Annotated in this window: 25 protein-coding genes; 13 read left to right on the top strand and 12 right to left on the bottom strand. The window is 71.3% G+C overall.

Annotated features, from left to right (window positions below):
* Positions 1 to 32: 32 nt before the first annotated feature.
* Positions 33 to 881: a DedA family protein gene (locus ACFT32_RS20195; protein WP_382490918.1), complete on the top strand. Its 849-nt coding sequence runs from the start codon at positions 33 to 35 to the stop codon at positions 879 to 881.
* Between the two features lie 100 nt (positions 882 to 981).
* Here ACFT32_RS20195 and ACFT32_RS20190 read toward each other — a convergent pair whose 3' ends face one another.
* Together ACFT32_RS20190 and ACFT32_RS20185 are read right to left on the bottom strand one after the other, a co-directional pair.
* Complete coding sequence (locus ACFT32_RS20190) at positions 982 to 2,679, bottom strand: threonine/serine exporter ThrE family protein (protein ID WP_382490915.1); 1,698 nt, start codon at positions 2,677 to 2,679, stop codon at positions 982 to 984.
* Between the two features lie 117 nt (positions 2,680 to 2,796).
* On the bottom strand, positions 2,797 to 3,288 hold the full coding sequence (locus ACFT32_RS20185) for an inorganic diphosphatase (protein WP_215119828.1): 492 nt from the start codon (positions 3,286 to 3,288) through the stop codon (positions 2,797 to 2,799).
* A 124-nt stretch (positions 3,289 to 3,412) separates the two neighbouring features.
* Between ACFT32_RS20185 and dacB the strand changes: the two genes are divergently transcribed.
* The 7 genes from dacB (at position 3,413) to ACFT32_RS20150 (ending at position 11,451) form a co-directional block, all read left to right on the top strand.
* The gene (dacB, locus tag ACFT32_RS20180; protein ID WP_382492687.1) at positions 3,413 to 4,948 is read left to right on the top strand and encodes a D-alanyl-D-alanine carboxypeptidase/D-alanyl-D-alanine-endopeptidase; all 1,536 of its coding nucleotides are present in this window, start codon (positions 3,413 to 3,415) and stop codon (positions 4,946 to 4,948) included.
* A 214-nt stretch (positions 4,949 to 5,162) separates the two neighbouring features.
* Positions 5,163 to 6,290, top strand: a complete 1,128-nt coding sequence (locus tag ACFT32_RS20175) for a zinc-dependent metalloprotease (RefSeq protein WP_382490912.1) — start codon at positions 5,163 to 5,165, stop codon at positions 6,288 to 6,290.
* Between the two features lie 195 nt (positions 6,291 to 6,485).
* On the top strand, positions 6,486 to 7,523 hold the full coding sequence (tilS, locus tag ACFT32_RS20170; protein ID WP_382490909.1) for a tRNA lysidine(34) synthetase TilS: 1,038 nt from the start codon (positions 6,486 to 6,488) through the stop codon (positions 7,521 to 7,523).
* Positions 7,524 to 7,585: 62 nt separating this feature from the next.
* Positions 7,586 to 8,146 carry a hypoxanthine phosphoribosyltransferase gene (gene hpt, locus ACFT32_RS20165; RefSeq protein WP_184594965.1) on the top strand — a complete coding sequence of 187 codons (561 nt, stop codon included), beginning with the start codon at positions 7,586 to 7,588 and terminating at the stop codon, positions 8,144 to 8,146.
* 185 nt (positions 8,147 to 8,331) lie between these two features.
* Positions 8,332 to 10,371, top strand: coding sequence for an ATP-dependent zinc metalloprotease FtsH (gene ftsH, locus ACFT32_RS20160; RefSeq protein WP_382492684.1), 2,040 nt, complete (start codon positions 8,332 to 8,334; stop codon positions 10,369 to 10,371).
* A 128-nt stretch (positions 10,372 to 10,499) separates the two neighbouring features.
* Positions 10,500 to 11,105 carry a GTP cyclohydrolase I FolE gene (folE, locus tag ACFT32_RS20155; RefSeq protein WP_382490906.1) on the top strand — a complete coding sequence of 202 codons (606 nt, stop codon included), beginning with the start codon at positions 10,500 to 10,502 and terminating at the stop codon, positions 11,103 to 11,105.
* A 172-nt stretch (positions 11,106 to 11,277) separates the two neighbouring features.
* Positions 11,278 to 11,451 carry a hypothetical protein gene (locus ACFT32_RS20150; protein WP_382490904.1) on the top strand — a complete coding sequence of 58 codons (174 nt, stop codon included), beginning with the start codon at positions 11,278 to 11,280 and terminating at the stop codon, positions 11,449 to 11,451.
* Positions 11,452 to 11,464: 13 nt separating this feature from the next.
* Here ACFT32_RS20150 and ACFT32_RS20145 read toward each other — a convergent pair whose 3' ends face one another.
* The 6 genes from ACFT32_RS20145 to ACFT32_RS20120 all read right to left on the bottom strand — a co-directional run bounded on the left by ACFT32_RS20145 (position 11,465) and on the right by ACFT32_RS20120 (position 16,547).
* Entirely contained in the window at positions 11,465 to 11,953 is a 489-nt protein-coding gene (locus ACFT32_RS20145) for a DUF3180 domain-containing protein (protein ID WP_382490901.1), read from the bottom strand.
* 59 nt (positions 11,954 to 12,012) lie between these two features.
* Positions 12,013 to 12,624 carry a 2-amino-4-hydroxy-6-hydroxymethyldihydropteridine diphosphokinase gene (gene folK, locus ACFT32_RS20140; RefSeq protein ID WP_382490898.1) on the bottom strand — a complete coding sequence of 204 codons (612 nt, stop codon included), beginning with the start codon at positions 12,622 to 12,624 and terminating at the stop codon, positions 12,013 to 12,015.
* On the bottom strand, positions 12,621 to 12,980 hold the full coding sequence (gene folB / locus ACFT32_RS20135; RefSeq protein WP_184594766.1) for a dihydroneopterin aldolase: 360 nt from the start codon (positions 12,978 to 12,980) through the stop codon (positions 12,621 to 12,623). Before folB ends, folK begins: the two co-directional genes overlap by 4 nt.
* A 260-nt stretch (positions 12,981 to 13,240) precedes the next feature.
* Positions 13,241 to 13,744: a nuclear transport factor 2 family protein gene (locus tag ACFT32_RS20130; RefSeq protein ID WP_382490895.1), complete on the bottom strand. Its 504-nt coding sequence runs from the start codon at positions 13,742 to 13,744 to the stop codon at positions 13,241 to 13,243.
* A complete protein-coding gene (folP, locus tag ACFT32_RS20125; RefSeq protein ID WP_382490893.1) occupies positions 13,741 to 14,631 on the bottom strand; it encodes a dihydropteroate synthase in 891 nt (296 codons plus the stop codon). The genes ACFT32_RS20130 and folP overlap by 4 nt, the downstream gene beginning before the upstream one ends.
* 71 nt (positions 14,632 to 14,702) lie before the next feature.
* Complete coding sequence (locus tag ACFT32_RS20120) at positions 14,703 to 16,547, bottom strand: phosphatidylglycerol lysyltransferase domain-containing protein (protein ID WP_382490890.1); 1,845 nt, start codon at positions 16,545 to 16,547, stop codon at positions 14,703 to 14,705.
* Positions 16,548 to 16,779: 232 nt separating this feature from the next.
* On the opposite strand from ACFT32_RS20120, the gene ACFT32_RS20115 reads away from it, so the two are divergent.
* Both ACFT32_RS20115 and ACFT32_RS20110 read left to right on the top strand, forming a co-directional pair.
* A complete protein-coding gene (locus ACFT32_RS20115; RefSeq protein WP_382490887.1) occupies positions 16,780 to 17,928 on the top strand; it encodes an alpha/beta hydrolase in 1,149 nt (382 codons plus the stop codon).
* 115 nt (positions 17,929 to 18,043) lie between these two features.
* Positions 18,044 to 19,261, top strand: a complete 1,218-nt coding sequence (locus ACFT32_RS20110; RefSeq protein ID WP_382490884.1) for a hypothetical protein — start codon at positions 18,044 to 18,046, stop codon at positions 19,259 to 19,261.
* 22 nt (positions 19,262 to 19,283) lie between these two features.
* On the opposite strand, the gene ACFT32_RS20105 is transcribed toward ACFT32_RS20110, so the two are convergent.
* Complete coding sequence (locus tag ACFT32_RS20105; RefSeq protein WP_382492681.1) at positions 19,284 to 20,573, bottom strand: PH domain-containing protein; 1,290 nt, start codon at positions 20,571 to 20,573, stop codon at positions 19,284 to 19,286.
* A 257-nt stretch (positions 20,574 to 20,830) separates the two neighbouring features.
* Positions 20,831 to 21,367, bottom strand: a complete 537-nt coding sequence (locus tag ACFT32_RS20100; RefSeq protein WP_382490881.1) for a PH domain-containing protein — start codon at positions 21,365 to 21,367, stop codon at positions 20,831 to 20,833.
* Between the two features lie 31 nt (positions 21,368 to 21,398).
* On the opposite strand from ACFT32_RS20100, the gene ACFT32_RS20095 reads away from it, so the two are divergent.
* Positions 21,399 to 22,550, top strand: coding sequence for an NADH-quinone oxidoreductase subunit D (locus tag ACFT32_RS20095; RefSeq protein WP_382490878.1), 1,152 nt, complete (start codon positions 21,399 to 21,401; stop codon positions 22,548 to 22,550).
* Positions 22,551 to 22,554: 4 nt separating this feature from the next.
* On the opposite strand, the gene ACFT32_RS20090 is transcribed toward ACFT32_RS20095, so the two are convergent.
* Complete coding sequence (locus ACFT32_RS20090) at positions 22,555 to 23,565, bottom strand: SAM-dependent methyltransferase (protein WP_382490875.1); 1,011 nt, start codon at positions 23,563 to 23,565, stop codon at positions 22,555 to 22,557.
* Positions 23,566 to 23,683: 118 nt separating this feature from the next.
* Between ACFT32_RS20090 and ACFT32_RS20085 the strand changes: the two genes are divergently transcribed.
* Positions 23,684 to 24,874, top strand: coding sequence for a sensor histidine kinase (locus ACFT32_RS20085; RefSeq protein WP_382490872.1), 1,191 nt, complete (start codon positions 23,684 to 23,686; stop codon positions 24,872 to 24,874).
* An 83-nt stretch (positions 24,875 to 24,957) separates the two neighbouring features.
* Positions 24,958 to 25,629 carry a response regulator gene (locus ACFT32_RS20080; protein ID WP_382490869.1) on the top strand — a complete coding sequence of 224 codons (672 nt, stop codon included), beginning with the start codon at positions 24,958 to 24,960 and terminating at the stop codon, positions 25,627 to 25,629.
* Between the two features lie 66 nt (positions 25,630 to 25,695).
* Here ACFT32_RS20080 and ACFT32_RS20075 read toward each other — a convergent pair whose 3' ends face one another.
* Positions 25,696 to 26,805 carry a DUF5937 family protein gene (locus ACFT32_RS20075; protein WP_382490866.1) on the bottom strand — a complete coding sequence of 370 codons (1,110 nt, stop codon included), beginning with the start codon at positions 26,803 to 26,805 and terminating at the stop codon, positions 25,696 to 25,698.
* Between the last annotated feature and the right edge of the window lie 150 nt (positions 26,806 to 26,955).

Here is a 26,955-nt window from a genome sequence, read left to right as displayed (position 1 = left end):
CGTATCCCCCCAGCAGCAGGAGCCACATCCCCGTGACCACGCTTGCGCTCGGCCCCGAGTGGCTCAGCCCGGACTATCTGATCTCCACGTTCAGCCTGCCCGGCATCCTGCTCATCGTCTTCGCGGAGTCCGGGCTCTTCGCGTTCCTGCCCGGCGACTCCCTGCTGTTCACGGCCGGCCTCTTCGTGGCCGAGGGCACCTACATCACCCAGCCGCTGTGGCTGGTCTGCACGCTGATCGTGATCGCCGCCGTCGTCGGTGACCAAGTGGGCTACATGATCGGCAAGTTCCTGGGCCCGAAGCTCTTCAGCCGTCCCAACTCCAAGCTCTTCAAGCAGGAGAACCTGGACAAGGCCCACGAGTTCATGGAGAAGTACGGCCCCAAGGCGATCGTCCTGGCCCGCTTCGTCCCGATCGTGCGCACCTTCGCCCCCATCGTGGCCGGCGCCGGCCGTATGAAGTACCGCACGTTCCTCACGTACAACATCATCGGCGGTATCGCCTGGGGCACCGGCGTCACCCTCGCGGGCTACTGGCTCGGCCAGATCGGCTTCATCAAGAAGAACGTCGAGTCGATCCTCATCCTGATCGTCCTGCTCTCCGTCGTCCCGATCATCATCGAGTACCTTCGCGAACGCTCCAAGAAGAAGCGCGCGGCGGCCGCGGCCCCGGCCCCCCAGTCCCAGCTCCCCGCCATGGACGATGCCACGACCCAGCTCCGCCGCATCACCCCGGACGACCAGCCCCCGCACCAGCAGCAGCCGTACGGCAACCAGAACGGCTACAACGACCAGCAGTACTACAACCAGTACCCCCAGGCCCCGGGCTACGGCCAGCAACAGCAGCAGGGGAACCAGCAGCCCTACAACGGCGGCTACTGAGCCGACCTGCTTCTCAGGGGCGCGGGGAACTGCGCCAACAACCCCCACCGGCCCGCGGCCGCCAACGGACAGGAAGCCCCGACCCCATAGGCAAAGGGCGTCAGAAACCCCTGGTCCGCTTGGCGGCCCGCCGCTTCTCCGCAGACCCGATCCGCAGGAACATCCGCGATATCTCGGACCCCAGATTCACCCCGATGGCGATCGCCATGGCCAACGCCACCGCCTTGGACAGTGACACCAGCCCCTCGTCGATCTCGTTCTGCGCGATCGCCAGCAGTCCGAAGTACGTCGCGGAACCCGGCAGCAACGGCCCGATCGCCGCAGTCGTGAACGGCAGAGCCGAAGCGAACTGATACCGCGACAGCAACTGCCCGAACAACCCCACCAGCCCGGCCGCCGCAGCCGTCGACGCCACCGGCGAGATGTCCCCGGCATAGTGCATCGCGCCGTACACGACCCACGCGACACCACCGTTCAGCGTCACCCACACCACGGTGGATCGTTCCTGCTGGAGCAGCACGGCGAACGCCAGCGACAACAGCATCGACGCCCCGATCAGCAGCACCGGCTCGTCGGAGACCCCGAGCGCCGCGTCGGGATTCAGCCGCGCCCCCAGCTGCACACCGAAATACAGCACCAGCAGCACACCCGCGACGATGCCCACGAAGAAGTACAGAACCTCCAGCAGACGCGCGGACGCGGTGATGTAGAAGCCGGTCAGACCGTCCTGCACGCCCGCCACCAGCGCCCGCCCGGGCAGCAGCGCGAACAGCCCACCGGTGATGACCGCGGAGGCGTTGACGTCCACATGGACGAGCGTGAGCGCGACCCCGATCGCGGCCGGCGGCATCGCGGCCACCGTGAACTGGTAGAACTCCGGCAGCCCGCGCCCCGCGCACAGCCACGCCAGCCGGTCACCGAGCATCGCGCCGAGCGCGGCCGCGACGAAGACGAGCAGGTCGCCGCCGACGAGCACGGAGGCCGCACCCGCCAGCAGCCCGCTCGCACCGGTCAGCGCCCAGCCGGGGTAGGGGTGCCGGTTACGGCGGATCTCCGCCAGCCGCCGGTAGGCCTCCTCCAGGGAGACCGCCGTCTCGTCGTCGCTGAGGTCGTCCACCAGCTGGTACACGGCCGCCAGCCGCGTGTAGTCGGTGCCCCTGCGGCGCACGGTCCGTGACGCCGTGACCGGGTCGTCGACGAGCGACGGCTGGTAGGAGATCGCCAGCAGCGTGAAGGTGACGTTCGGCTCGCAGCGGTCGAGGCCATAGGACCGGCAGACGGCGAACATGGCCGCCTCCACGTCCTCGGCGCCCTCGCCTCCCGCCAGCAGCAGCTCGCCGATACGCAGCGTCAGGTCGAGCACACGCGGCACGGCGGGCCCCGACTCGTCGGCGTGGCGCTGGATCGTCTCCGGCGCCGGCCGCTCCGCCACCGGCATGCGCAGCATGGTGCGCATCCGGTCCTGCCAGGGCACGTCCTTGGTCAGGCTGACCACGGGGATCCCGCTCGGCGGGGTGAACGCGGACAGGGCGTGCTTCGCGCTGTACGTGGCCGGCGGTGTGAACGCCGACCCCTCCTCGTCCACCGACGGCGCGTGCGAGACCTCCAGCCCCTCCGGCACGGCGAACTCGGACGTCGTCTCGGACTCCGTACCCGCCGCCTTGTGGAGGGCGAGGCCCTCTGGAATCGCGAACTCCGACGTCGTCGACATCTCCCCGTCGACGACGTACCCGGACGACGGCAGGAACGCACTCCTCGCCTCGTCCGACTTCGGCTTGCGGTCCTCCGCGTCCGTCACTGCCTGGCGCTCCCTGTACGACACGTCAGCCTCGTACCCCCCACAGCTTCAGTATGCGCACAAACGGACGAACGGGCCGCACGCGCAGGCGTGCGGCCCGATGGTGTCGAGGAGGGGTCAGTGCCCGCCCGACTCCTTGAAACGCTTGTAGGACCGCTCGATCTCGACCTCGGCGTCCGTACGGCCCACCCAGTCGGCACCCTCGACCGACTTGCCGGGCTCCAGGTCCTTGTAGACCTCGAAGAAGTGCTGGATCTCCAGACGGTCGAACTCCGACACGTGGTGGATGTCCCGCAGGTGCTCCACACGCGGGTCCGTCGCCGGCACGCACAGCAGCTTGTCGTCGCCACCGGCCTCGTCCGTCATACGGAACATGCCGATCGCACGGCACTTGATGAGACAGCCCGGGAAGGTCGGCTCGTCCAGGATGACCAGCGCGTCCAGCGGGTCGCCGTCCTCGCCGAGGGTGTTCTCGACGAAGCCGTAGTCGGTCGGGTAGGCGGTCGAGGTGAAGAGTCGCCGGTCCAGGCGGATACGACCGGTCTCGTGGTCCACCTCGTACTTGTTGCGCGAACCCTTCGGAATCTCGATCGTGACGTCGAACTCCACCGGTGGCTCCTCCATGATCAACACATAGTTCTGGTGGTTAAGTGTCCCTCACGCAGGTGTGTGATCGCGAAAGGGGCTGGTGTTCGTGCCAGAGCTGAGGCCTTGGCGGTCCGCGAGACCGCACATGGTGCGGATCGCGGGCGCCGTACGACCGCGCCTGGCCCGGGCCGCCGCGGCCGCGAAACCACGGGTCGCGCGGCTTGCACGGGCCGGGAAACCGCAGGTCGCGCGGCTGACGCGGGCAAAGACCTGGCAGTACACCGCGGGTGCCGCCACCGCCGGTCTCGCACTGGCCGCCGGTGTGGTGACCGCCGCCGGTCCCTGGGACTCCTCGGGTCAGCGTACGGCCGAGAGGGACCGGGCCGCCGCCCTGAACCGCCCGGGTGGCACAGATCACGGCGGCACCTCGGGCGCCCCCGGCCGCCCCCGGCCCGCCCCCAGCGCCGCCCCGGTGCTGACCGGCCTCGGCGGCGTCAGCAAGGTGAAGTCCGCCCCCGACGGCAAGGCCCTCGCGAACGCCCTCACGCCCCTGCTGAAGGACCCGGCACTCGGCCCCCGGCCCGCCGCGGCGGTCGTGGACGTCACGAGCGGCAGGCGCCTGTACGGCACGGGCTCGGACGCCGCGCTCACCCCGGCCTCGACGACCAAGATCGCCACGGCCGTCGCCGCGCTGTCCGCCATGGGCGCCGACCACCGCATCACCACCCGCGCAGCGCTGGAGCCCGACACGAACGAAGTCGTCCTGGTCGGCGGCGGCGACCCCACGCTCACGGCCCACGAGGACTCCGACGGATCGGCGAGCCTGCGCGAACTGGCCGCCGAGACGGCCGGATCCCTGGCCGAACGGGGCGTCCGCGAGGTGACGCTCTCCTACGACACGACCCTCTACGCGGGCGACGAAAAACACCCGATCGGGGTCAACCCCAACCTCGCCCTCGTCAGCCCCCTGATGGCCGACGAGGGCCGCACCGACGACTCGACGAGGGGCCCGGTCGCCCGCGTCCCCGACCCGGCGGCCGACGCGGCCCGCCGGTTCGGAGACCTCCTGAAGTCCCACGGCATCAAGACCACCGCCCCCGGCCCGTCCAAGGCCACCACCCGGGCCAAGACCCTCGCCACGGTCTCCTCGCCCCCGCTCTCCGCCCTCGTCGAACGCATGCTGACCAACAGCGACAACGACATCGCCGAGGCCCTCGCCCGCCAGACGGCCCTCGCCACCGGCGACCGCGCCGACTTCGAGGGCGCCGACCGGGCGGTCGGCGCCCAGCTGCGCAAGCTCGGCCTCCCGCTGAAGGGCGCCGCCTTCAAGGACGGCAGCGGCCTGAACCGCGCCGACCGGCTGACGGCGGACCTCCTCACCGCCCTGCTGGCCAAGGCGGCCGACCCCGACCGTCCCGAGCTGCGCCCGGCCCTCACCGGCCTCCCCGTCGCCGGCTTCACCGGCACCCTGACGAGCCGCTACACGGACGGAGCAGCCGGCGTCGTACGCGCCAAGACCGGCACCCTGACCGGCGTCAACACCCTCGCGGGCACCCTGGTCGACCAGGACGGCCGCCTCCTCGCCTTCGCGTTCATGGCCAATGACACGACAAACCCCGAGGCAGCCCAGAAGGCCCTGGACAGAGCGGCGACGACACTGGCGCGGTGCGGCTGCGGATAGCCGTCCCCCGAACTGCCGCCCGCCTGCCTGCCCTGGCTGTGGGCAGTCGTTCCGCTGGGGCGGAACGGGTGGGCACAGCCTGCGACGCCGAGCACCGGCCAGGAAACCCCGGCCCTGCCGACCCCGCCGAACGCCGAGTACCTGAGAACGCACCCCGGCGTCACCCACCCTCGCCGCCCTGCCCCAGCGGCCGGCGCTCACGTACGGTTGACGCATGACGAGCATCGGTGGTGCTTCAACCGGCATGGTCGACTGGAATCTCGCGGTCGCGACCGCGACCCGGCTCGTACGGCCGGGCCCCGACGTCAGCCGGGACGAGGCCCGCGCCGTCGTCGCGGAACTGCGCCGGCACGCCAAGGCCTCGGAGGAACACGTCCGCGGCTTCACCCGCCTGGGCACCGAGGAGGGGCACGACACCCCCGTCCTCGTCGTCGACCGCCCCGGCTGGATCCGCGCGAACGTCGCCGGCTTCCGGGAACTCCTCAAGCCCCTGCTCGACAAGATGCAGGACCGGCGCGGCAACACCCCGGGCGGCGCGGTGATGAGCGCGGTCGGCGGCAAGGTCACCGGCGTCGAGCTGGGCATGCTGCTGTCCTTCCTGGCCTCCCGCGTCCTCGGCCAGTACGAGACCTTCGCCCCCGCCACCAGCCGCCTCCCGGCCGGGGAGAACGGCGGCGGCCGGCTCCTGCTCGTCGCCCCGAACATCGTGCACGTGGAGCGCGAACTCGACGTCGACCCCCACGACTTCCGCCTCTGGGTCTGCCTCCACGAGGAGACCCACCGCACCCAGTTCACCGCCGTGCCCTGGCTGCGGGACCACCTCGAGGGTGAGATCCAGTCCTTCCTGGGCGAGACCGACGTCGACCCCATGACCGTCCTCGAACGCGTACGCGAAGCCGCCCAGACCCTCGCCGGGGGCCGCCCCGAGGCCGAGGAGGACGACGGCGGACGCTCCCTCGTCGAGATCGTCCAGACCCCCGCCCAGCGGGAGATCCTCGGCCGCCTCACCGCCGTCATGTCCCTGCTGGAAGGCCACGCCGACTTCGTGATGGACGGCGTCGGCCCGGACGTCGTACCGACCGTCGGAGAGATCCGCGAGAAGTTCCAGCAGCGCCGCGCCAAGGGCGCCTCCCGCCTGGACATGGCCCTGCGCAAGCTCCTCGGCCTGGACGCCAAGCTCCGCCAGTACCGCGACGGCGAACGCTTCGTACGGGCCGTCGTCGACGAGGTCGGCATGGACGGCTTCAACCGCGTCTGGACCTCGCCCAACACCCTCCCCACCAAGACGGAGATCGCCAAACCGGCGGACTGGATCGCGCGGGTGCATCGCAGGGCCGAGTAGTGAACATCGCGGGAAGGTCGTGAAAGTAAACCGGGCGACGGCAGGCGAACGCCCCTCCAATCACCCGTCCGAGGGACCGTGAGGCAGGGGTAGGCGTGCAATGCTCGGGGAACGGCCCGGTTCTGTCACCATCTACACACTCTGCGTGACCGACCTCGGGCTCACCCCCCGACAACTTCATGAAGGGAACCGGACATGGGTCCCCATCCTGCGGTCGCGGCGATACGCCTGGCGGTCCGCCGCGTCCTCCACGACCTCCTCACCGAACACCACAGCACCACCGCCGCACTCCGGCACGCCCCCTCGCACGAGCCGCCGCCCCCGCCGCTCGTGCTCGTGGCCTGCTCCGGCGGCGCCGACTCCATGGCCCTCGCCTCCGCCCTCGCCTTCGAGTCCCCCAAACTCGGCATCAGAGCCGGCGGGGTGACCGTCGACCACGGCCTCCAGCCCGGCTCCGACGCACGCGCCGCGGAAGTCGTCCAGCGCCTGCGCGAACTCGGCCTCGACCCGGTCGACTCCGTCGCCGTCACGGTCGGCCGAACCGGCGGCCCCGAAGCCGCCGCCCGCGACGCCCGCTACGCCGCACTCGACACCGCGGCCGAACGCCACGGCGCCACCGCGGTCCTCCTCGGCCACACCCGCGACGACCAGGCCGAAACCGTCCTGCTGGGCCTCGCCCGCGGCTCCGGCATCCGCTCCCTGTCCGGAATGGCCGCGGTCTCGGGGGCCGGCGGCCGCTACCGGCGCCCCTTCCTGGAACTCGACCGGCAGACCGCCCGCAAGGCCTGCATGGTCCAGTCCCTGCCCGTCTGGGACGACCCCCACAACGCCGACCCCGCCTACACCCGCTCCCGGCTGCGCCACGAAGGCCTGCCCGCCCTGGAGAAGGCCCTCGGCAAAGGCGTCGTCGAAGCCCTCGCCCGTACGGCACAGCTCTCCCGCGACGACGCCGACGCCCTCGACGCCTGGGCCGGCCGGGCCGAGGCCACCGTCCGCGACGCCACCGGGGTGCTGGAGTGCGCGAAGCTCTACGCCCTGCCCCCCGCCGTACGCCGCCGCATCCTGCGCCGGGCCGCCATCGCGGCCGGTGCGCCGGCCGGCTCGCTGTTCGCCCGCCACATCGAAGAAGTCGACCGGCTCATCACCGGCTGGCGCGGTCAGGGAGCCATCAACCTCCCCGGCAAGGTCGTGGCCCAGCGGCAGGGTGGCAGACTGGTGATTCGGCAAGGCTGAACCAACGACCCCTCCGGGCAATCGATGGAGGGGCCGCTCAGCCGGTGGGACGACCGAAAGTGATGCGGGTGGACGCGAAAGACATGGGTGCCGACCTTCAACAGGTACTCATCACCAAAGAAGAGATCGACGCCAAGCTGGCAGAGCTGGCCGCGAAGATCGACGCGGAGTACGCGGGCAAGGACCTGCTGATCGTCGGAGTCCTCAAGGGCGCGGTGATGGTCATGGCCGATCTCGCCCGGGCGCTGTCCACCCCCCTCACCATGGACTGGATGGCCGTATCCTCGTACGGGGCGGGCACCCAGTCCTCCGGTGTGGTGCGGATCCTCAAGGACCTCGACACCGACATCAAGGGCAAGCACGTCCTCATCGTCGAAGACATCATCGACTCCGGACTGACCCTGTCCTGGCTGCTCTCCAACCTCGGCTCGCGCGAGCCCGCCTCCCTCAAGGTGTGCACCCTGCTGCGCAAGCCCGAGGCCGCGAAGGTCGCCATCGACGTGGAATGGGTCGGATTCGACATCCCCAACGAATTCGTCGTCGGCTACGGACTGGACTACGCCGAGAAGTACCGCAACCTCCCGTTCGTCGGTACGCTCGCGCCCCACGTGTACGGCGGCTGAATCCCGGCCGGGGTGCCGTGACGGTGATCGGGAACCCCAGCGGACTTCCCGCCGTTGGAGCATGCGTAGACGGATCGCCAGTCGTCCCGCGCAGCTTCAGGTGACAATGCTGGGGTACCGTCCGAAGAACAGTCTTTATCAAACTCACTATGGCAGGAGGGACGGGGCGGCACCGCTCCGTATGGATGGACGTGAAGCGATACTTCCGTGGGCCGGTCATGTGGATCGTGCTGGCCGTCCTTGCCGTGGTCGTGTTGATGCAGGTCGTCGGCTCGTCCGGCGGCTACAAGACGGTGGACACCGGCCAGGTCGTCCAGGCGATCAATGACAACAAGGTCGATTCGGCCAAGCTGACCACCGGCGATGAGCAGACCATCAAGGCCGAGCTCAAAGACGGCGTAAAGATCGAGGGCAGCTCGAAGATCCAGGCGAGCTACATCGGCGACCAGGGCGTGACGATTGCCAACACGCTCCAGGCCAAGTTCCAGGACAAGCAGATCCCGGACGGCTACACGGTCTCGCCGTCCAAGCAGAACCCGTTCGTCGGGATCCTGCTCTCGCTGCTCCCCTTCGTCCTCATCGTCGTCGTCTTCCTGTTCCTGATGAACCAGATGCAGGGCGGCGGCTCCCGGGTCATGAACTTCGGGAAGTCCAAGGCCAAGCTCATCACCAAGGACACCCCCAAGACGACGTTCTCGGACGTCGCCGGCTCGGACGAGGCCGTCGAGGAACTCCACGAGATCAAGGAATTCCTCCAGGAGCCGGCCAAGTTCCAGGCCGTCGGCGCCAAAATCCCCAAGGGCGTGCTGCTGTACGGCCCGCCCGGCACCGGCAAGACCCTGCTCGCGCGTGCCGTCGCGGGCGAGGCGGGCGTGCCGTTCTACTCGATCTCCGGATCCGACTTCGTCGAGATGTTCGTCGGTGTCGGTGCCTCCCGAGTCCGTGACCTGTTCGAGCAGGCCAAGGCGAACGCCCCGGCGATCGTCTTCGTCGACGAGATCGACGCGGTCGGCCGCCATCGCGGCGCCGGCCTCGGCGGTGGCCACGACGAGCGCGAGCAGACGCTGAACCAGCTGCTCGTCGAGATGGACGGCTTCGACGTCAAGGGCGGCGTCATCCTGATCGCCGCCACGAACCGCCCGGACATCCTCGACCCGGCCCTTCTGCGCCCCGGCCGCTTCGACCGCCAGATCGCGGTCGACCGCCCGGACATGCAGGGCCGTCTGGAGATCCTCAAGGTCCACCAGAAGGGCAAGCCGGTCGCGCCCGACGTCGACCTGTCGGCGGTCTCCCGCCGTACGCCCGGCATGACGGGTGCCGATCTCGCCAACGTGCTGAACGAGGCCGCCCTGCTGACGGCCCGCAGCGACCAGAAGCTGATCGACAACCACATGCTGGACGAGGCGATCGACCGTGTGGTCGCGGGCCCGCAGAAGCGGACCCGGATCATGTCGGACAAGGAGAAGAAGATCACCGCGTACCACGAGGGCGGACACGCCCTGGTCGCGGCGGCCTCACCCAACTCCGATCCCGTCCACAAGATCACGATCCTCTCCAGAGGCCGCGCCCTCGGCTACACGATGGTGCTGCCCGACGAGGACAAGTACTCGACCACGCGCAACGAGATGCTCGACCAGCTCGCCTACATGCTGGGCGGCCGCGCGGCCGAGGAGCTCGTCTTCCACGACCCGACGACGGGTGCCGCCAACGACATCGAGAAGGCCACCGGTCTGGCCCGCGCGATGGTCACGCAGTACGGCATGACCGAGCGTCTCGGCGCGATCAAGTTCGGTGGCGACAACTCGGAGCCGTTCCTCGGGCGTGAGATGTCTCACCAGCGCGACTACTCGGAAGAGGTCGCGGCGCTGGTCGACGAAGAGGTCAAGAAGCTCATCGAGACCGCGCACAACGAGGCGTGGGAGATCCTGGTCGAGAACCGCGACGTGCTCGACAACCTGGTCCTGGCCCTCCTCGAGAAGGAGACGCTGGGCAAGGAGGAGATCGCCGAGGTCTTCTCCCAGATCGTCAAGCGCCCGCCGCGGCCCGCCTGGACCGGCTCCTCCCGTCGTACGCCGTCCACCCGTCCGCCGGTCCTCTCCCCCAAGGAGCTGGCCCTGACGAACGGGGCGAACGGCGCGACGCCGGCGATCACCACCGCGAAGAGCACCGCGGCGGAACCCGCCCCGGCGCCCGAGCGGACCCCGGAGGACCGCCCCGAGAGCTGACCACCGCTCTCCCGGCGCCCCCCGGGCCCGGAATGGATGCCGCGCCCCCCAGGTTTTAGCCTGGGGGGCGCGGCTTTTCGCCATTTCCGCAGGCCGCCCCGTGAAGGACACAGGAACGAGGCACCCAGATGACCGACCCCGTGACACTGGCCGGCGAGGGCCAGCTCGGCGAATTCGACGAGAAGAGAGCCGAGAACGCCGTTCGGGAACTGCTGATCGCGGTCGGCGAGGACCCTGACCGCGAGGGGCTTCGGGAGACACCGGCGCGGGTTGCGCGGGCGTACAAGGAGATATTCGGCGGGCTGTGGCAGAAGCCCGAGGATGTTCTGACGACGACGTTCGATCTCGGGCATGACGAGATGGTGCTGGTGAAGGACATCGAAGTCCTGAGCTCCTGTGAACATCATCTCGTACCGTTTGTCGGAGTTGCCCACGTTGGCTACATTCCGTCCGTTGAAGGCAAGATCACGGGCCTCTCCAAGCTGGCGCGGCTCGTCGACGTGTACGCACGGCGTCCGCAGGTGCAGGAGCGCCTGACCACGCAGATCGCCGACTCCCTGATGCAGATCCTGGAGCCGCGTGGCGTGATCGTCGTTGTCGAGTGTGAGCACATGTGCATGTCGATGCGTGGGGTCCGAAAGCCGGGCGCGAAGACCATCACCTCGGCGGTCCGCGGCCAGCTTCGTGATTCCGCGACCCGCAATGAGGCGATGAGCCTGATCATGGCGCGCTGACCTGAGTGTCGGTGGTGCCCGTTACCGTCGTTGATCTCTCTGTACCTTGGACGGGGAGCGCACAGTTCCGACGACGGTCACGTTGGGCACGCCCGACGGGTGGGTTCACGGGCGAGATGCAGAGGGGACCGTTCTGGCCTGGACGCCTGCGCGGAAGCTGTGCCGGGAGCGGTTGACGATCAAGCCCGAGCAGCACTCGCTGCAACTCCGTGAGGTCGCCTGGACCCAGGTGCACGAGGTGCGGCGGCGGACGACCACGAAGAAGCCCTTCACTCTCTACAGCTACCGCCCCGACCCCCACCCCGGCTTCCTGGTCAACGGGCATCTCGCCCGTCCGCCCTGGTGAAGCCCGGGTGGCGTCACGTCGTCGGAGCCGCCCCCGTGCCGTCGTTCTCGTCGTCTTCCGGGAGTTTGCAGACGCGTTCCAGGAAGATGGCCGCCGCTATGACGCCGATGCCCGCGACGACGGAGAAGCCGGCGTAGATGGCCTGGTCGCGGCGGGCGGGGATGTCGAGGGACTCCAGCAGGAAGACGCCGGTGCCGCCGTACATGCCGGAGACGAGGGCGGCGACCAGGGCGCTGGCGTGGCCGAAAACGACTGCTCGGGCCGCCATCATGGGGTCGACGCCCTTGGCGTCGGGCTGCCGCTCGCGCTGGGCCTTCAGGCGGGCGCGGAGCGAGAGCGCCGTGGCCAGGAGGACCACGGCGATCAGGGCCAGGACGATGGGGGCGGCCAAAGGGACGCTCGGGAGAGTGCCGACCGAGTTCCACAGGCGGGCCCCGGCCCAGGACAGCACCCCGGCCACGACGAAGACGCCGACCAGCACCCTGATGCGCAGCTCTCTCACGGTGTCCCTTCAGTTCCCCCGGCGGTGGCCCCGTTCCGCGGCCGTCTTGACCTTAACGGCTACTCGGGCAGCCGGAGTTCCAGGTCCTTGCGGGGCGCCACGCCGTCGCGGGTGACGGCGTCCAGCAGACCGGCGACCGGGCCGCGGCCGGGCAGCTGGGCCTCGGGGTCGAGGTCGTGCCAGGGAGCCAGGACGAAGGCGCGCTGGTGGGCGCGGGGGTGGGGGAGGGTGAGCTGCGGGTCGTCGGAGACGACGTCGGCGTAGGACACGATGTCGACGTCGAGGGTGCGGGGGCCCCAGTGTTCGTCCCGGACGCGGTGGAAGGCCTCCTCGACCGCGTGTGCCCGCTCCAGGAGCGAGGAGGGCGGGAGGGTGGTCTTCAGGACGACGACCGCGTTGAAGTAGGCGGGCTGGCTGCCGGGCTCCACGCCCCAGGGCTCGGTCTCGTAGACGGGGGAGACGCCCTTGATGCGGAGGCCGGGCGTGTCCTCGAGGGCGTCGACGGCTCCCTGGAGGGTCTCCAGTCGGTTGCCGAGGTTGGAGCCGAGGGCGACCACGGCCCATTTGGGATTGCTGAGGGTGGTGTCGGCGGCGTCGACCTTGTCGACGACGGAGGCGGGTACCGGCTGTACGGTCGGGTCGCTGGGGCCCTTGATGAAGGGTGCAGTCATACTCGGCTCCGGGTGATGGTGACGGTCACGTCGTCGAAGGGGACGGTGATCGGGGCGTCCGGCTTGTGGACGCGTACCTCGACCTCCTCGACCCCCTCGTGCTTCAGACATACCTGGGCTATCCGCTCGGCGAGCGTCTCGATGAGGTTGACGGGCTCGCCCTCGACGACGGCCACGACCTCCTCGGCCACGATGCCGTAGTGAACGGTCTTCGCCAGGTCGTCGTCGGCCGCGGCCGGCCGGGTGTCCAGGCCGAGGACGAGGTCCACGACGAAGGTCTGGCCCTCCCTGCGTTCCTCGGGGAACACACCGTGGTGCCCACGGGCCTTCAGGCCGCGCAGCGCGACACGATCCACGCGAATCACTCCTGCAATCGTCGGTCACGGCCGGTCCGTGCCGTGTGCGGGCGGCACACCGGCCTCAGTCGAATCTACCTGCGAGCCCGGACGGGGCCGGGCCACGGGGGTGGGCGCCCGGGCCGGGCCGGGCAGGATTCATCCAGCGTTTCCCCTGGCGAACCCGGCGGCTCATGGGTTGGTAGCCGCCCATACCCGGGGGTCCGTGATTCCAACCACGTCGTCGTCCCGCGTCCGGCCCTTGTGAGGCGCCTACCCACTCAGGAGGGGGTCTCCTCGCCCTCGTCCTCGTCGGTTTCGGCCAGAACGGGGGAAGCGTGGTGCGACCAGAGTTTCCACCCCTGGGGCGTGCGCCGGAACACATTGGTGGCGACCACGAGCTGTCCGACGAGCGGGCCGAGCTCCTCGTCGCCCTCGGGGGCGGGGCCGCCGCTGAGGATGTTCTCCGTGCAGTTCACCAGGGCGGTGTCGCCGGTGACCGATACGTGCACATCGGTGAGGAAGAACTGGATGTAGTCCGTGTTCGCCATGATCAGCGCGTATGACCGGAGGACTTCGCCGCGGCCGGTGAGCACGGGCCAGCCGGGGTGCACGCAGGAGACCACGCCGGTGTCGGCCGGGTCGTGGTAGGACTCGTCGACGCCCAGGTCGGAGGGGGTCAGCCAGAGCGACGCCAGTTCCTCGAAGTCACCCTGTTCCAGTGCCTCGTAGAAGGCGGTGTTGGCGGCCTCGACCTGTTCGACGTCGGTGTGCGGGGCGCTCACCGGGCTCCCTCTGCGCCGGGACCCGTCGTACGCGCCCCTTCGATGGCGTGGGCGACTCGTACCGCGTCGGCCGTGGCGCGTACCTCGTGCACGCGTACGGCCCAGGCGCCGGCGTGCGCGGCGAGGGCGGAGACGGCGGCGGTGGCGGCGTCGCGCTCGCGTGCGGGCGGGGGCGGGCCGTCGGGGCCGGCCAGGACCCGGCCGAGGAAGCGCTTGCGGGAGGCGGCGACGAGCAGTGGGTGGCCGAGGCGCAGGACGCGGTCGAGGCTCGCGAGGAGTGCGAGGTCGTGCTCGGCGTCCTTGGAGAAGCCGAGCCCGGGGTCGACGACGACGCGGTCGGGGGCGATGCCGCCGGCCAGCACGGCGTCCACGCGGGTGCGCAGTTCGTCCACGACCTCGCCGACGACGTCGGCGTACTCGCCCTTGACGTTGCCGCCCTGGAGGAAGCCGCGCCAGTGCATGACGACGAAGGGGGCGCCGGCGTCGGCGACGGCCGGGATCATGCGGGGGTCGGCGAGGCCGCCGCTGACGTCGTTGACGAGGGCGGCGCCCGCCGCGAGGGCCCGTTCGGCGACGGAGGCGCGCATGGTGTCGACGGAGACGGTGACGCCTTCGGAGGCCAGGCCGCGGACGACGGGGATGACGCGGCGGAGTTCCTCGGCCTCGTCGACGCGGGCGGCGCCGGGGCGGGTCGACTCGCCGCCGACGTCGACCAGGTCCGCGCCCTCGGTGACGAGGTCGAGGCCGTGTTTGACGGCGGTCGTGGTGTCGAAGAAGCGGCCGCCGTCGGAGAACGAGTCGGGGGTGACGTTCACGACTCCCATGACCGCGCAGCGGTCCCATTCCGGTAGGCCCGCCACGCGCCCGCGTCCGCTCTGGTTGCTCATATGTTCAGCGTAGGCCCCGGCGGGGGCCGTCAGGCGCTGCGGCCCAAGTGACGGCCCCGTGTGGGGCTCGGTCATGCCGCCCGGACGTTGCGTTCGGCCGTGGTGCCGTGGGCGCAGGGGCGGCGGCCCGCGGGTCGGCGGTGGCGGAGGAAGCGGGGCAGGGGGAGGGCGAGGTTGACGAAGCCTTCGGCCTGCATGGCGGCGAATCCGATGCGGGGCAGGTCGGCGGAGGCGCGGTAGACGACGAAGCGGGGTTCCCAGCGGGGCCGGAACTTGGCGTTGAACTTGTACAGGGACTCGATCTGGAACCAGCGGGAGAGGAAGACGAGCAGTCCGCGCCAGGCGCGCAGCACCGGGCCGGCGCCGATCTTCTCGCCGCGTGCCAGGGCCGCGCGGAACATGGCGAAGTTGAGGGAGACGCGTGCGATGCCGAGTTTGGGGGCGGCCTGGAGGGCGGCGACGATGAGGAGTTCGTTCATGCCGGGGTCGGCGGAGCGGTCGCGGCGCATGAGGTCCAGGGAGGCGCCGTCGGTGCCCCAGGGCACGAAGTGCAGGATCGCCTTGAGGTCGCCGTAGGGGCCGGGGTGGTCGTCCTGTTTGTGGGCGGTGGCGATGAGGCAGTCGCCGTCGGCCAGGTCGCCGATGCGGCCCAGGGCCATGGAGAAGCCGCGTTCGGTGTCGGTGCCGCGCCAGTCGTCGGCGGCGCGGCGGATGCGTTCCAGCTCGGCGTCGCCGAGGTCACGGACACGTCGTACCCGGGTTTCGTAACCGGCGCGCTCGATGCGCTTGACCATCTGGCGCACGTTGCGCATCGCGCGGCCGGCGAGTGAGAAATCCTTGACGTCCACCACCGCCTCGTCGCCCAGTTCGAGGGCGTCGAGCCCGGTCTCACGGGTCCACACCTGACCGCCGGTCTCGGAGCAGCCCATGACGGCGGGCGTCCAGGAGTGGGCCTTGGCCTCGTCCATGAACTGTTCGATGGCGCCGGGCCAGGCCTCGACGTCGCCGATGGGGTCGCCGCTGGCGAGCATCACGCCGGAGACCACGCGGTAGGTCACGGCCGCTTTGCCGCTGGGGGAGAAGACGACGGCCTTGTCGCGGCGGAGCGCGAAGTGGCCGAGGGAGTCACGGTCGCCGTGCCGTTCCAGCAGGGCGCGCAGCCGGGTCTCGTCCTCCTCGGTGAGCCGGGCGGCGGGGTGTTCGGGGCGGAAGGCCAGGTAGATGGTGGTGACGGCGGTGAGCAGGCCGAGGGCGCCGAGCGAGAAGGCCACGGTCCAGGAGGTGGTGCCCTGGTAGTCGACGGGGCCCTCGAAGCCGAACAGGCCGTAGATGACGTGGGTGATGCGGTCGGCCAGGCTCGGGTCGCCGACGATGCGCTCGGAGTGGACGCTGACGATGAGCAGGCCGAGCATCAGCGAACCGGCGCTCATGAGCACGAAGTTGGCGAGCGCCCGCCAGCGGCTGCGCGGGTCGGGCAGGGCGTCGAACTGGTCGCGGTGGCGCAGCAGGGGTGCCAGCAGGGCCAGGGAGATGAGTACGCCCACGAGCGAGTGCCGGTACGTGAACTGCGCGACGGCACCGGCGGGCAGCAGGGCGACGGCCGCCCGCCAGGCCCGGCGCTTGCCGCGCTTGAGGCCGTGGGCGAGCAGCAGCAACAGCACGCCGGTGCTGAGGGACAGGGCGGCCGCGAACGGGCCGAGGGCGCCGGGCAGTACCTCGGCGATGGCGTGCATGCGGCTGTGACGGAAGCGCGGGAACACGCCCGCGGCGATGTCCAGGACGCCGACGAGGGCGCATGCTCTGCCGACCAGGACGGGGACGGCCTCGGGGCGCGGTCCGCGCAGCAGCCGGCGCACCCGGTTCACCCGGCCCGTGGGCGCCGCGTCGCTTCTGCGACTCGGAACCTCGACCGACATTTCCTCATCTGTCCTGACAGACATCGCATCCCGTAGTTCTGCGAGAGACCTTGGATCCGGGCCCGATTCGGGCATCCGGCGACATTGCGCCCTCTAGGACGGTGTCTCGGGGGGAGAGGTTCACTCCCCACGTCAAAGCCGTTTCAAAGGCCAAGGAAAGTCCGGGACAAGCCCTCGCGAAGGTGTGGTCGCGGAGGTGGCCGGACGGAGAGCGCGGACAGGTAACCAACCCATGGGTCTCACGAGCAACAAGGTGCTGCTGCTGGCGGTGCTGTCGGCCGTGCTGCTGTTCGCCGGCACGGTCTGGCTGTGGCCACGGCTGGCCCGGCGCGGCTGGCGGATGGTGGGCGGGCGTGTCGGCCTGCTGCTGGCCACCCAGTTGGCGCTGTTCGGCGCGGTGGGTCTCGCCGCCAACCAGGCCTTCGGGTTCTACGCGAGCTGGGCGGACCTGTTCGGGCAGGAGAAGGACCAGGGCGTGGTGGTCGACCACGCGCGGGGCGAGGGCCCGCTTGAGGTGGTCGCCACACGGCGGGTGCCGGGGGCGGGCGGTGCGCGGCCCCAGGTCGGCGGCCGGATCCAGGAGGTCGGCATCGTGGGCCGGACGACCCGCATCGCCACCCCGGCGTACGTCTATCTGCCGCCGGAGTACTTCCAGCCGCGGTACCGCACCCGTTCGTTTCCCGCGGCCGTGGTGCTGACCGGCTACCCGGGTACGGCGTCGGCGCTGGTGGAGAAGCTCCACTATCCGCGTACGGCCCTGGAACTGGCCCGGGCGGGCCGGATGCGGCCGACGATCCTCGTGATGCTGCGGCCGACGGTGGCGCCGCCGCGGGACACGGAGTGCGTGGACATCCCGGGCGGACCGCAGACCGAGTCGTTCTTCGCCAGGGATCTGCCCGACGCGTTGCGTTCGCAGTTCAGGGTGGCCGGAAAGCCGGGCCGGCTGGGCATCATCGGCAACTCCACGGGCGGCTACTGCGCGTTGAAGATCGCCATGCACCATCCCGATGTGTATGCCGCGGGAGCGGGTCTCTCCGCGTACTACAAGGCGCCGATCGACGCCACGACCGGTGATCTCTTCCAGGGTGACAAGGGGCTGCGGAATCGCGCCGACCTGTGGTGGTACCTGAAGCACCGGCCCGCTCCGGATACTTCGCTGCTGGTCACCAGCAGCAAGGCGGGCGAGTCCAACTACACGGACACGCTGCGGTTCATCGAGCGCGTGAAGAACACCGGGCGGACGCGGATCTCGTCGATCGTCCTCGAAAGCGGCGGGCACAACTTCAACACCTGGCGGCGCGAGATTCCGGCGACGCTGGAGTGGATCAGCGGGCGGCTGGAGAGCCGTTCGGGGACCGTTGGGAATGATCTTGAGAATTGATTGAAGGGCAGATTCCGCTTCTTGCCGAGTTCTGATGCGGTGTGAACACTTCGGTATGGCTTTGTTTTGCGGGGTGGCTCACCATGATTCGCCTACGCGCGGTAAGTTTCTGGCCATGCCACGTGGACGTCACCGCCATTCCCCGCCCCTGCACAGGCTGCTCCCCCCGTCGGCGATCGCAGGCGTCTCCCTCGTCTGCGCCCTGGGGCCCTGGGTGTTCACGGAGCCGATGGCGCTCCGCGGTCTGGCCGCGGCCGCCGCGGTCACGGCGGTCGTCGGCGCGGTCGTGCTGCGCCGCTGGGACGCCCAGGCGGGCAAGCGCGTCGCCGACCTCACGCGCGGGCGCGCGAGCGACGAGTGGCGCTTCGAGGAGCGCGTCGCCGAACTGGAGGGCGACCTCGAGGAGTCCCGCGAGCTGCGCGTGAAGCTCGAGCAGCGGCTGCGCGCCAAGCGCACGGAACTGGCCGGGCTGCGCAACGAACACGCCGCGCTGCTGCGCCGGTACGCCACGTCCGAGACCGAGCGCGCGAGCGTCCTGGAGGACCGCCGGGTGCTCGAGATCGAGGCGACGGTTCCGGCGCGGGCGCTGACCGCGGGGTCGGCGAAGACGGCGGACGCCTCCGCGGAGGCCTCTGCGGAGGCGGACGAGGCACCTGCCGCTCGGGCCGAGGCCCTCACCGTCGAGGAGGAGCCGGCGGTTCCCGCCGTCTTCTCGCCGGAGGGCTCCCGGCTGTTCCTGCGCGCGGCGGCCGCGCTCGCCCGGTTCGACGGCGACCCGGCCCCGGATCCGGACGGCGGCCCGGACGGCGACGGCGACGGCGCCCCTGAGGACGACGAGGACGAGCCCGCGCAGGAGCAGCAGGACGAACAGCCGGACCGGCGGGAGCCGTCCCACGAGGACGAGCCGCAGGAGCGGTCCGAGGCGGTCGACGCCCACGAGCGCGCGGCCGTCGGAACGTCCGCCCAGGACGACACCTCCGCCAGGGCCGAGACCGAGCGGCTCCCGCAGCCCGCCTCCTCAGGTCACTACACGGTGCCGACCGCCGTGGCCGTCGCCCCGCAGACGCCGGCGCGGCGCCCGCGGACCGAGGGCGGGTTCGACTTCTTCGGCACGAAGCAGGAGACGTCCCGCGCCGCCCTGGAGGCCGTGCAGAACGAGGACCTGGCGGATGTCGTCGGCCAGGAGGCCCTCGCCCTGCACAAGGCCGAGGCGGAGGCCCGGTACAAGCCCGCGGACGAGGAGTCGCGCGGGATCGGCCAGGTCATCGACCTGACCGCGCACGACGAGACGGAACAGATCGACGTGCAGGGCCTGCGCAGCGCGGTTTCCTGAAGCCCGCCTTTGGTCCGGCCGGTCACGCCATCCAGCGGTCCGGCCGTGCGTCCCTGCGCCCGGTCCGGGACCGCTCCGCCTGCCGGGCCAGCAACTCACGCGCCTCGTCCGCGTCCCGCAGCCGCGCTCGCACCACCTTGTTCGCGCCCGTGTCCACACACACGTCGGCCACGCCCCGGGCCCGCTCCCAGGGCCCCTGCGTCATCCGTACGCTCTGCACCTTGGCGTGCGGCACCAGCGCCAGACTCCGCGCCAGCAGCCCGGAGCGCGCCGCGAACACCGCGTCGGTGACGGCGAGTCCGTATCCCCGCCACCACACCGGCACGCACCAGCGGGCGCGGCGCGGCGACGGCGACAGGGCCGCGCGCTCCGGCACGGTCACCCCGGGCAGCACGAGCGCGACGACGGCCTCCGCGAGTTCGCGCGGGGCGACCGGCACCAGCACGGAGTTGGACGAGCCCGCCACATCGAGTTCCACACGCACCCAGCCGCGCCGCCGCCACAGCAGCGGCTCCACGATCCGCACGGTCTGCACCCGCCCCGGCGGCACCGTCTCGTGGGCCCGGTCCAGCAGGCCGTGGTCGATGCGCAGCCCGTCGGGCGACTCGCCCACCGTCCAGTCGTACTCGCCGACGAACCGCCCCACACTGCTCGCGCCGGCCGCGCCCAGCAGCGGCAGGGCGACCGCGAGGACCGTCCACAGGCTGTGGGTGAGCAGCCACAGCACCGGCGGAACGACGAGTGCCGCCGCCAGCGACCCCCAGGTCGCGCCGGTCAGCACCAGCGACAGGGCGAGGACACCGGGCGGCACCCGCAGCAGCTGCCGGGACGGCGCCTCACCGACCTCGTGCGCGGTCTCGGGAGCGAAACCGGCCGCCCGGGCGAGCAGTTCGGCCCGCAGGGTCCGCGCCTCGTCCGCGCCGAGGAAGGCCAGTTCGTCCTTCTTGTCGGTCCCTATGACGTCGAGTTTCAGCTTGGCGACGCCCGCGACCCGGGCGAGCAGCGGCTGGGTGATGTCGATGGCCTGGATCCGCTCCAGCCGGATGTGCGCGGTGCGCCGGAACACCAGGCCGGTGCGGATGCGCAGTTCGGTGTCGGTCACCGCGAAGTGCGTGAACCACCAGGAGCTGAAGCCGTAGAGCGCGGCGGCCGGGACTATCACGGCGAGGCCGATCAGCAGCGTGGTCGTGGTCAGCCGGGTCAGATGGCGCTGCGCCCCGTCGGGGTCGTGCACGGCCCAGCCGATGAGCACGGCGACCGGCGCCCAGGCCCGCCGCAGCGGTGTGACGGGATGCAGCCGCCGCTCGGCCACGCCGCCGACGGGCTCGACGGGCTCGGCGGGCTCGGCGGGCTCGGGGGGCTCGGGGGGCCCGGCGGTCTTGTCGGCCCTGTCACCCCCGGCGGTCTCGGGGGGCTTGGCGGTCTCGTCGGCCCTGTCGCCCCTGGCGGTGTCGGTGGTCTCGGTGGCCTCGGGGGGCCCGGCGGTCTCGTCGGCCCTGTCACCCCCGGCGGCCTCGGTGGTCTTGTCGGCCCCGGCGGCCCCGGCGGTCCTGGCGCTCTCGGGCTTCGTCACAGCCCCGCCGATCGGGCCTCGCCCAGCTCGGTGAGCCGGTCGCGCAGTCGTTCCGCCTCGGCCGGGTCCAGGCCGGGGATGGTCGCGTCGGTGGCCGCTGCGGCCGTGTGCAACTGCACGCTGGCCAGCCCGAAGTGCCGCTCGACGGGCCCGGAGGTGACCTCGACCAGCTGCATCCGCCCGTACGGCACGACCGTCTCCTCGCGCCACAGCACGCCCCGGCTGATCAGCAGGTCGTCGGCGCGCTCGGCGTACCGCCAGGAACGCCAGTTGCGGTCGATCATCACCCACCCCCAGGCCATCAGCGCCAGCGGCAGCACCGCGAAGACGGCCCAGGCGGGCCCGGCCAGCAGGCCCGGCAGCAGCCCGGCGGCCAGCGCGATCAGCCCCAGCCACACCACCAGCAGCAACCGCCGCATCCTCAGCAGCCCGGGCGGCAGCGCTATCCACACCGGCCCGTCCCCGTCCGCCGCCCCCGCCGTGCCCTCGACGGCAGCCGTCGGCTCCGCCTCCCGCGCACTCCCCGTATCCATGAGCCCAGCGTACGTAGGAGAGACTGGGTCCATGACTCCTACGACGGAGACCATGGTCGGAATCGGCGGCGCCGCGGAGAGCACCGACATGGTGCTCAACATCGGACCCCAGCATCCCTCCACGCACGGCGTGCTGCGGCTGAAGCTGGTCCTGGACGGCGAGCGCATCAGGCACGCGGAGCCGGTGATCGGCTATATGCACCGCGGCGCGGAGAAGCTGTTCGAGGCGCGCGACTACCGCCAGATCATCATGCTGGCCAACCGCCACGACTGGCTGTCGGCGTTCTCCAACGAGCTGGGCGTGGTCCTCGCCGTGGAGCGGATGCTCGGCATGGAGGTCCCCGAGCGCGCGGTGTGGCTGCGCACGCTGCTCGCCGAGCTGAACCGGGTGCTCAACCACCTGATGTTCCTCGGCTCGTACCCGCTGGAGCTGGGCGGGATCACCCCGATCTTCTACGCCTTCCGGGAGCGCGAGGAGCTCCAGCACGTCATGGAGGAGGTCTCCGGCGGGCGGATGCACTACATGTTCAACCGCGTCGGCGGCCTCAAGGAGGACCTGCCGGCCGGGTGGACCACGCGCGCGCGTGCCGCCGTCGCGGACGTGCGCTCGCGGATGGACCGCTTCGACGACCTGGTGCTCGGCAACGAGATCTTCCGGGGCCGCACCCGGGGCGTCGGCAGGCTCACGCCCGAGGCCGTGCACGCCTACGGGGTCAGCGGGCCGATCGGGCGCGGCTCGGGCGTCGACTTCGACCTGCGCCGGGACGAGCCGTACCTGGCCTACGGCGAGCTGGGCGACGTCCTGAAGGTGGTGACCCGGCAGGAGGGCGACTGCCTGGCCCGCTTCGAGTGCCTCCTGGAGCAGACACACAACGCGCTCGACCTGGCCGACGCCTGCCTCGACCGGCTCGCCGAGCTGCCGCCCGGGCCGGTCAACCAGCGGCTCCCCAAGGTGCTGAAGGCGCCCGAGGGCCACACGTACGCCTGGACCGAGAACCCCCTCGGCATCAACGGCTACTACCTGGTCAGCAAGGGCGAGAAGACCCCGTACCGGCTGAAGCTGCGCTCGGCCTCGTACAACAACATCCAGGCGCTGACGGAGCTGCTGCCGGGGACGCTGGTCGCGGACATGGTGGCGATCCTGGGGTCGATGTTCTTCGTGGTCGGGGACATCGACAAGTAGGGGCTCAGTCCCGGAGCGGGTCCGGGATCCCGACCGGCTGGACCAGCCACCCGAAGTCGCCCAGCCCGCCCGCGGCCGTGAGCTCGGCAGCCTCCCCGGCGCTCGCGAGGGCGCGTACGTAGGCGGTGGGGTCGGTGGACGCGAGCGTGAGCGGGGGCCGTGCGCCGGTCACGCCCAGGGTGCGCAGCGCCTCGCGCTGCGGGAGCAGGCGCCCGCCGGGCAGCGCGCACGCGTCCAGGGCCACATGCGCGGTGATGTCGCAGGAGCCGTCCGGTACGGCGGTGGTCTCCCGGCCCTCCCGGAACCCGGTGAGCGTCCCGAAGGGCGGTCGCGCAGCCGCTGTGTGCGCGTAGTCCACCGCGACGGCGAGCCCTCGGTCCACCGTGGCGACCGCCGAGGCCCAGGCCTCGTCCCTGGTCAGGCCGATCTCGGCCCGCAGCCCCGGCTCGCCGGACAGCGGCCACCACCGCTGGAGCCACCCAGCCTGATCCCCGTCGACCGGATCCCCGAGCCGCTCGCTCCCGTCCTCCCGGACCAGCACCAGCCGGCCCGTGCCCGCGGAGTCCACCTCGGCGACCTCCACCGGCACGTTGTCCAGCCACTCGTTGGCGAACAGCAGCCCCGTCGTCCCTTCCGGGGGCGTGGCCGACCACTCGATCCGGTGATCGAGCCCCGCGGGCCGCCCGGCGATCTCCACGGCGTGCACGCGCGTGCGGGCCGCCACCTCGGCCGGGAGCGCGGCGAGCACCCCGCCGGCCAGCTCGCCGCGCCCGGCCGCCATGTCGACGAAGTCCAGCACCGCGGGCCGCCCCAGTGCCTCGTCGACCCGGCACAGCAACCGCGCCACGGCCCCGGCGAACAGCGACGACGCGTGCACGGACGTACGGAAGTGCCCGCCCGGCCCCTCCTCCCGCCGGTAGAAGCCGCCCGGCCCGTACAGCGCCTCCTCCACCGCCGCGCGCCACCCACGCCACTCGTGCAACTCGTGCTCCCCGGCCCTGGTCCCTGGTGTCACCGGGCCAGGCTAAGCGCACACAACGAACGCAACTCCACCTTGCGGAGTACGTGCGCCCGGTTCGGATCGGTCCTCCGGTTGACCCCTGCACCTATCGCGCTTCCCTACGCTGGGTTACGTGCAGCGCCTCTATGACTTCCTCCGCAGGCACCCGATGTGGGTCGACGGCTCCTGGGCCGTGGTCCTCCTCGGGATTTCCGTGGTCGGCGGAGTGGCGGGCGGATACGGCTCACCGGCCGTCGCCGTTCCGCTCACGCTGCTGCTGTGCCTGGTGGTCGCGCTGCGCCGCCGCCTGCCGGAGAAGATGCTGCTGCTCGCGACCGCGGTCGGCGTGGCCCAGCTGATCACCGATGTGGAGCGGGGCCCGGCCGACTTCGCCCTCCTGGTGATCGTCTACACGGTCGCGGCGGAGGGCGCGCGCTGGGCCTCCCGCTTCGCGCTGGGCGCCGGCCTGTGCGCGGCCCCCCTGTCCCAGCTGCGCTGGCCCAGCGACCAGACGAACATCGCGGGCAACATCGCCCTGACGGTCTTCATGGCCGTGCCCTTCGCCCTCGCCTGGGTGCTGGGCGACTCCATCCGCACCCGCCGCGCCTACTTCGCGCAGCTGGAGGAGCGGGCCGCCCGTCTGGAGAAGGAGCGCGAGGCCCAGTCCAAGGTCGCCGTCGCCGCCGAACGCGCCCGGATCGCACGCGAGTTGCACGATGTCGTCGCGCACAACGTCTCGGTGATGGTGGTCCAGGCCGACGGCGCCGCCTACGTCCTCGACGCGGCTCCCGACCAGGCGAAGAAGGCCCTGGAGACCATCTCCTCCACCGGCCGCCAGGCCCTCGCCGAGATGCGCCGCCTGCTCGGCGTGCTGCGCACCGGGGAGCACCAGGAGGCCGGCGAGTACGTGCCGCAGCCCGACGTCCAGCAGATCGAGGACCTCGTCGAGCAGTGCCGCACTTCCGGGCTGCCCGTCGACTTCAAGGTCGAGGGCACGCCCCGGCCGCTGCCCAGCGGCGTCGAGCTCACGGCGTACCGCATCGTGCAGGAGGCGCTCACCAACACCCGCAAGCACGGCGGGCCCAACGCGGGCGCGAGCGTGCGCCTGGTGTACTTCGACGACGGCCTCGGCCTGCTCGTCGAGGACGACGGCAAGGGCGCCCCGCACGAGCTGTACGAGGAGGGCGGTTTCGACGGCCAGGGCCACGGCCTCATCGGCATGCGCGAGCGGATCGGCATGGTCGGCGGCACCCTGGACGCCGGACCGCGCCCCGGCGGAGGATTCCGCATCAGTGCCCTGCTGCCGCTCAAACCCGTCAACTGACGTCGGCACACGTCCCTCGCTGACACCTGTAACGCATTCACCGGCAACGCTCCCACCGTAAAAGAGACTTGGAAGAGGCCTTGATGACGATCCGCGTGATGCTCGTCGACGACCAGGTGCTGCTGCGCACCGGGTTCCGGATGGTGCTCGCCGCCCAGCCGGACATGGAGGTCGTGGCGGAGGCGGGCGACGGTGTCGAGGCCCTCCAGGTGCTGCGCGCGACCGAGGTCGACGTGGTGCTGATGGACGTCCGCATGCCGAAGCTCGACGGTGTGGAGACGACCCGCCGGATCTGCGCCGACACCGACCCGCCGAAGGTGCTCATCCTGACCACGTTCGACCTCGACGAGTACGCCTTCTCGGGGCTGAAGGCGGGCGCCTCCGGCTTCATGCTCAAGGACGTGCCGCCCGGCGAGCTGCTCGCCGCGATCCGCGCCGTGCACAGCGGTGACGCGGTCGTGGCGCCCTCCACCACCCGACGGCTCCTGGACCGCTTCGCACCGATGCTGCCGGGCACCGCCAAGCAGCCCCAGCACCAGCAGCTGGAGCGGCTCACCGGCCGCGAGCGCGAGGTCATGGTGCTGGTCGCGCAGGGCCTGTCCAACGGCGAGATCGCGGCCCGGCTCGTGCTGTCCGAGGCGACCGTGAAGACGCACGTGGGCCGCATCCTGACCAAGCTGGGCCTCAGGGACCGGGTGCAGGTCGTGGTGCTGGCCTACGAGACCGGGCTGGTACGGGCCGGCGGGCACGGCTGAGCCGGACGGCGACCGGCCGGCTCCCGTCGGCTGTCCGGGGATCTCCCCTCTACCGGAGGATTCCCTTTACCGGAGGATCCCCTCCAGGAACTCGCTGCCGAGCCGGGCCACCACCGTCACATCCAGCTGGTGCAGGACGTAGCGCCCGCGGCGGCGGGTGGTGAGCAGGCCCGCCTTCTTCAGCACGGCCAGATGCCGGGATATCTCCGGGGCCGTCATGCCGTGCACCTGTGCCAGCTCGCCCGTGGTGTACGCGCTGCGGGCCAGATTGCGGCACATTCGCATCCGCACGGGGTGGGACAGCGCGGTCATGCGCAGGGCCAGCTGTTCCAGATTGGGCGGGGCGGCGAGCTCGGGGGAGCCGACCGGGTAGTGCAGCACCGGCCGCCAGCCGTACCGGTGCAGGACCATCAGATGCGGCCGGCCCAGGCTCGTCGGGACGAGCAGCAGGCCGCCGTCGCCGGTGGACGTACCGTCGTCGCCGCCCAGCTTGTCGACCGTGATCCGGGCCGCCGCCTCGTCGAGCGTGATCGCCGGGGACACCGCGGCCAGCGCCTCGGCCATGCCCTTGCGCCGGAAGAGGTCCGTCTTGAGCCGCGCGTCCGCCGCGAGCTGGTGGCGCAGCCGGGACCAGGCCTCCGCGAAGAACGCCTCGTCGCAGTCCTGGAGGAACTGCCGCAGCCAGGCCCGGATCGAGGGCGGGTCGCCCAGCAGCCGCCGGCTGAACCGCAGCTGCTGGGGCCCGCGCGCGGCGGCCAGGTCCAGTGCCCTGCGGCGCACCTCGGGGTCGGACAGCGCGGTGGGCCCGCACGAGCCGTACCCGACGGCACAGGTGAACTCCAGTGCCGCGTCCACGAACTGCTCGTCCGACAGCTTGTCGAGCAGGTCCAGCTCCTCGGTGAGCGTGCCGCCCGGGAGAGTGCTCAGGCCCGGGATGCCGGCGAAGGGCATGAACAGGTCCGAGAACGTCGACCGCCACAGGAAGTCGGCCTCGCACATCCGGTCGGCCAGATGCGGGTCGAGCCGGGCGGTCACGCCCGTCACCCAGCCCTGGAGACCCGGGTGGTGCCCCGGCTCGGACAGCGCGTGCAGCGCCATTCCGAGCTCGGCCAGGGGCGAGGGCACGACGGCGACCTCCTCCGGCCGCAGCCCCGCGATGTCGATGTGCACGCTCATGCCTTCATGGTGCACGCAGCCACTGACAACGCCCCCGTCGATTGACGGGCGTCGTCAATCGACGCGACTTCGCCTCCGGCGCGGGCGCAGGGTGGGAGCACCGGGGCAGCCGCGGAGCCTTCGGACCTCCATCACCCCGACCCGCCGAGG

Source organism: Streptomyces sp. NPDC057002, assembly GCF_042673825.1.
Lineage (GTDB): Bacteria > Actinomycetota > Actinomycetes > Streptomycetales > Streptomycetaceae > Streptomyces.
Note: the sequence above shows the minus strand (reverse complement) of the source record. Positions and strands in the feature narration are given on the sequence as shown.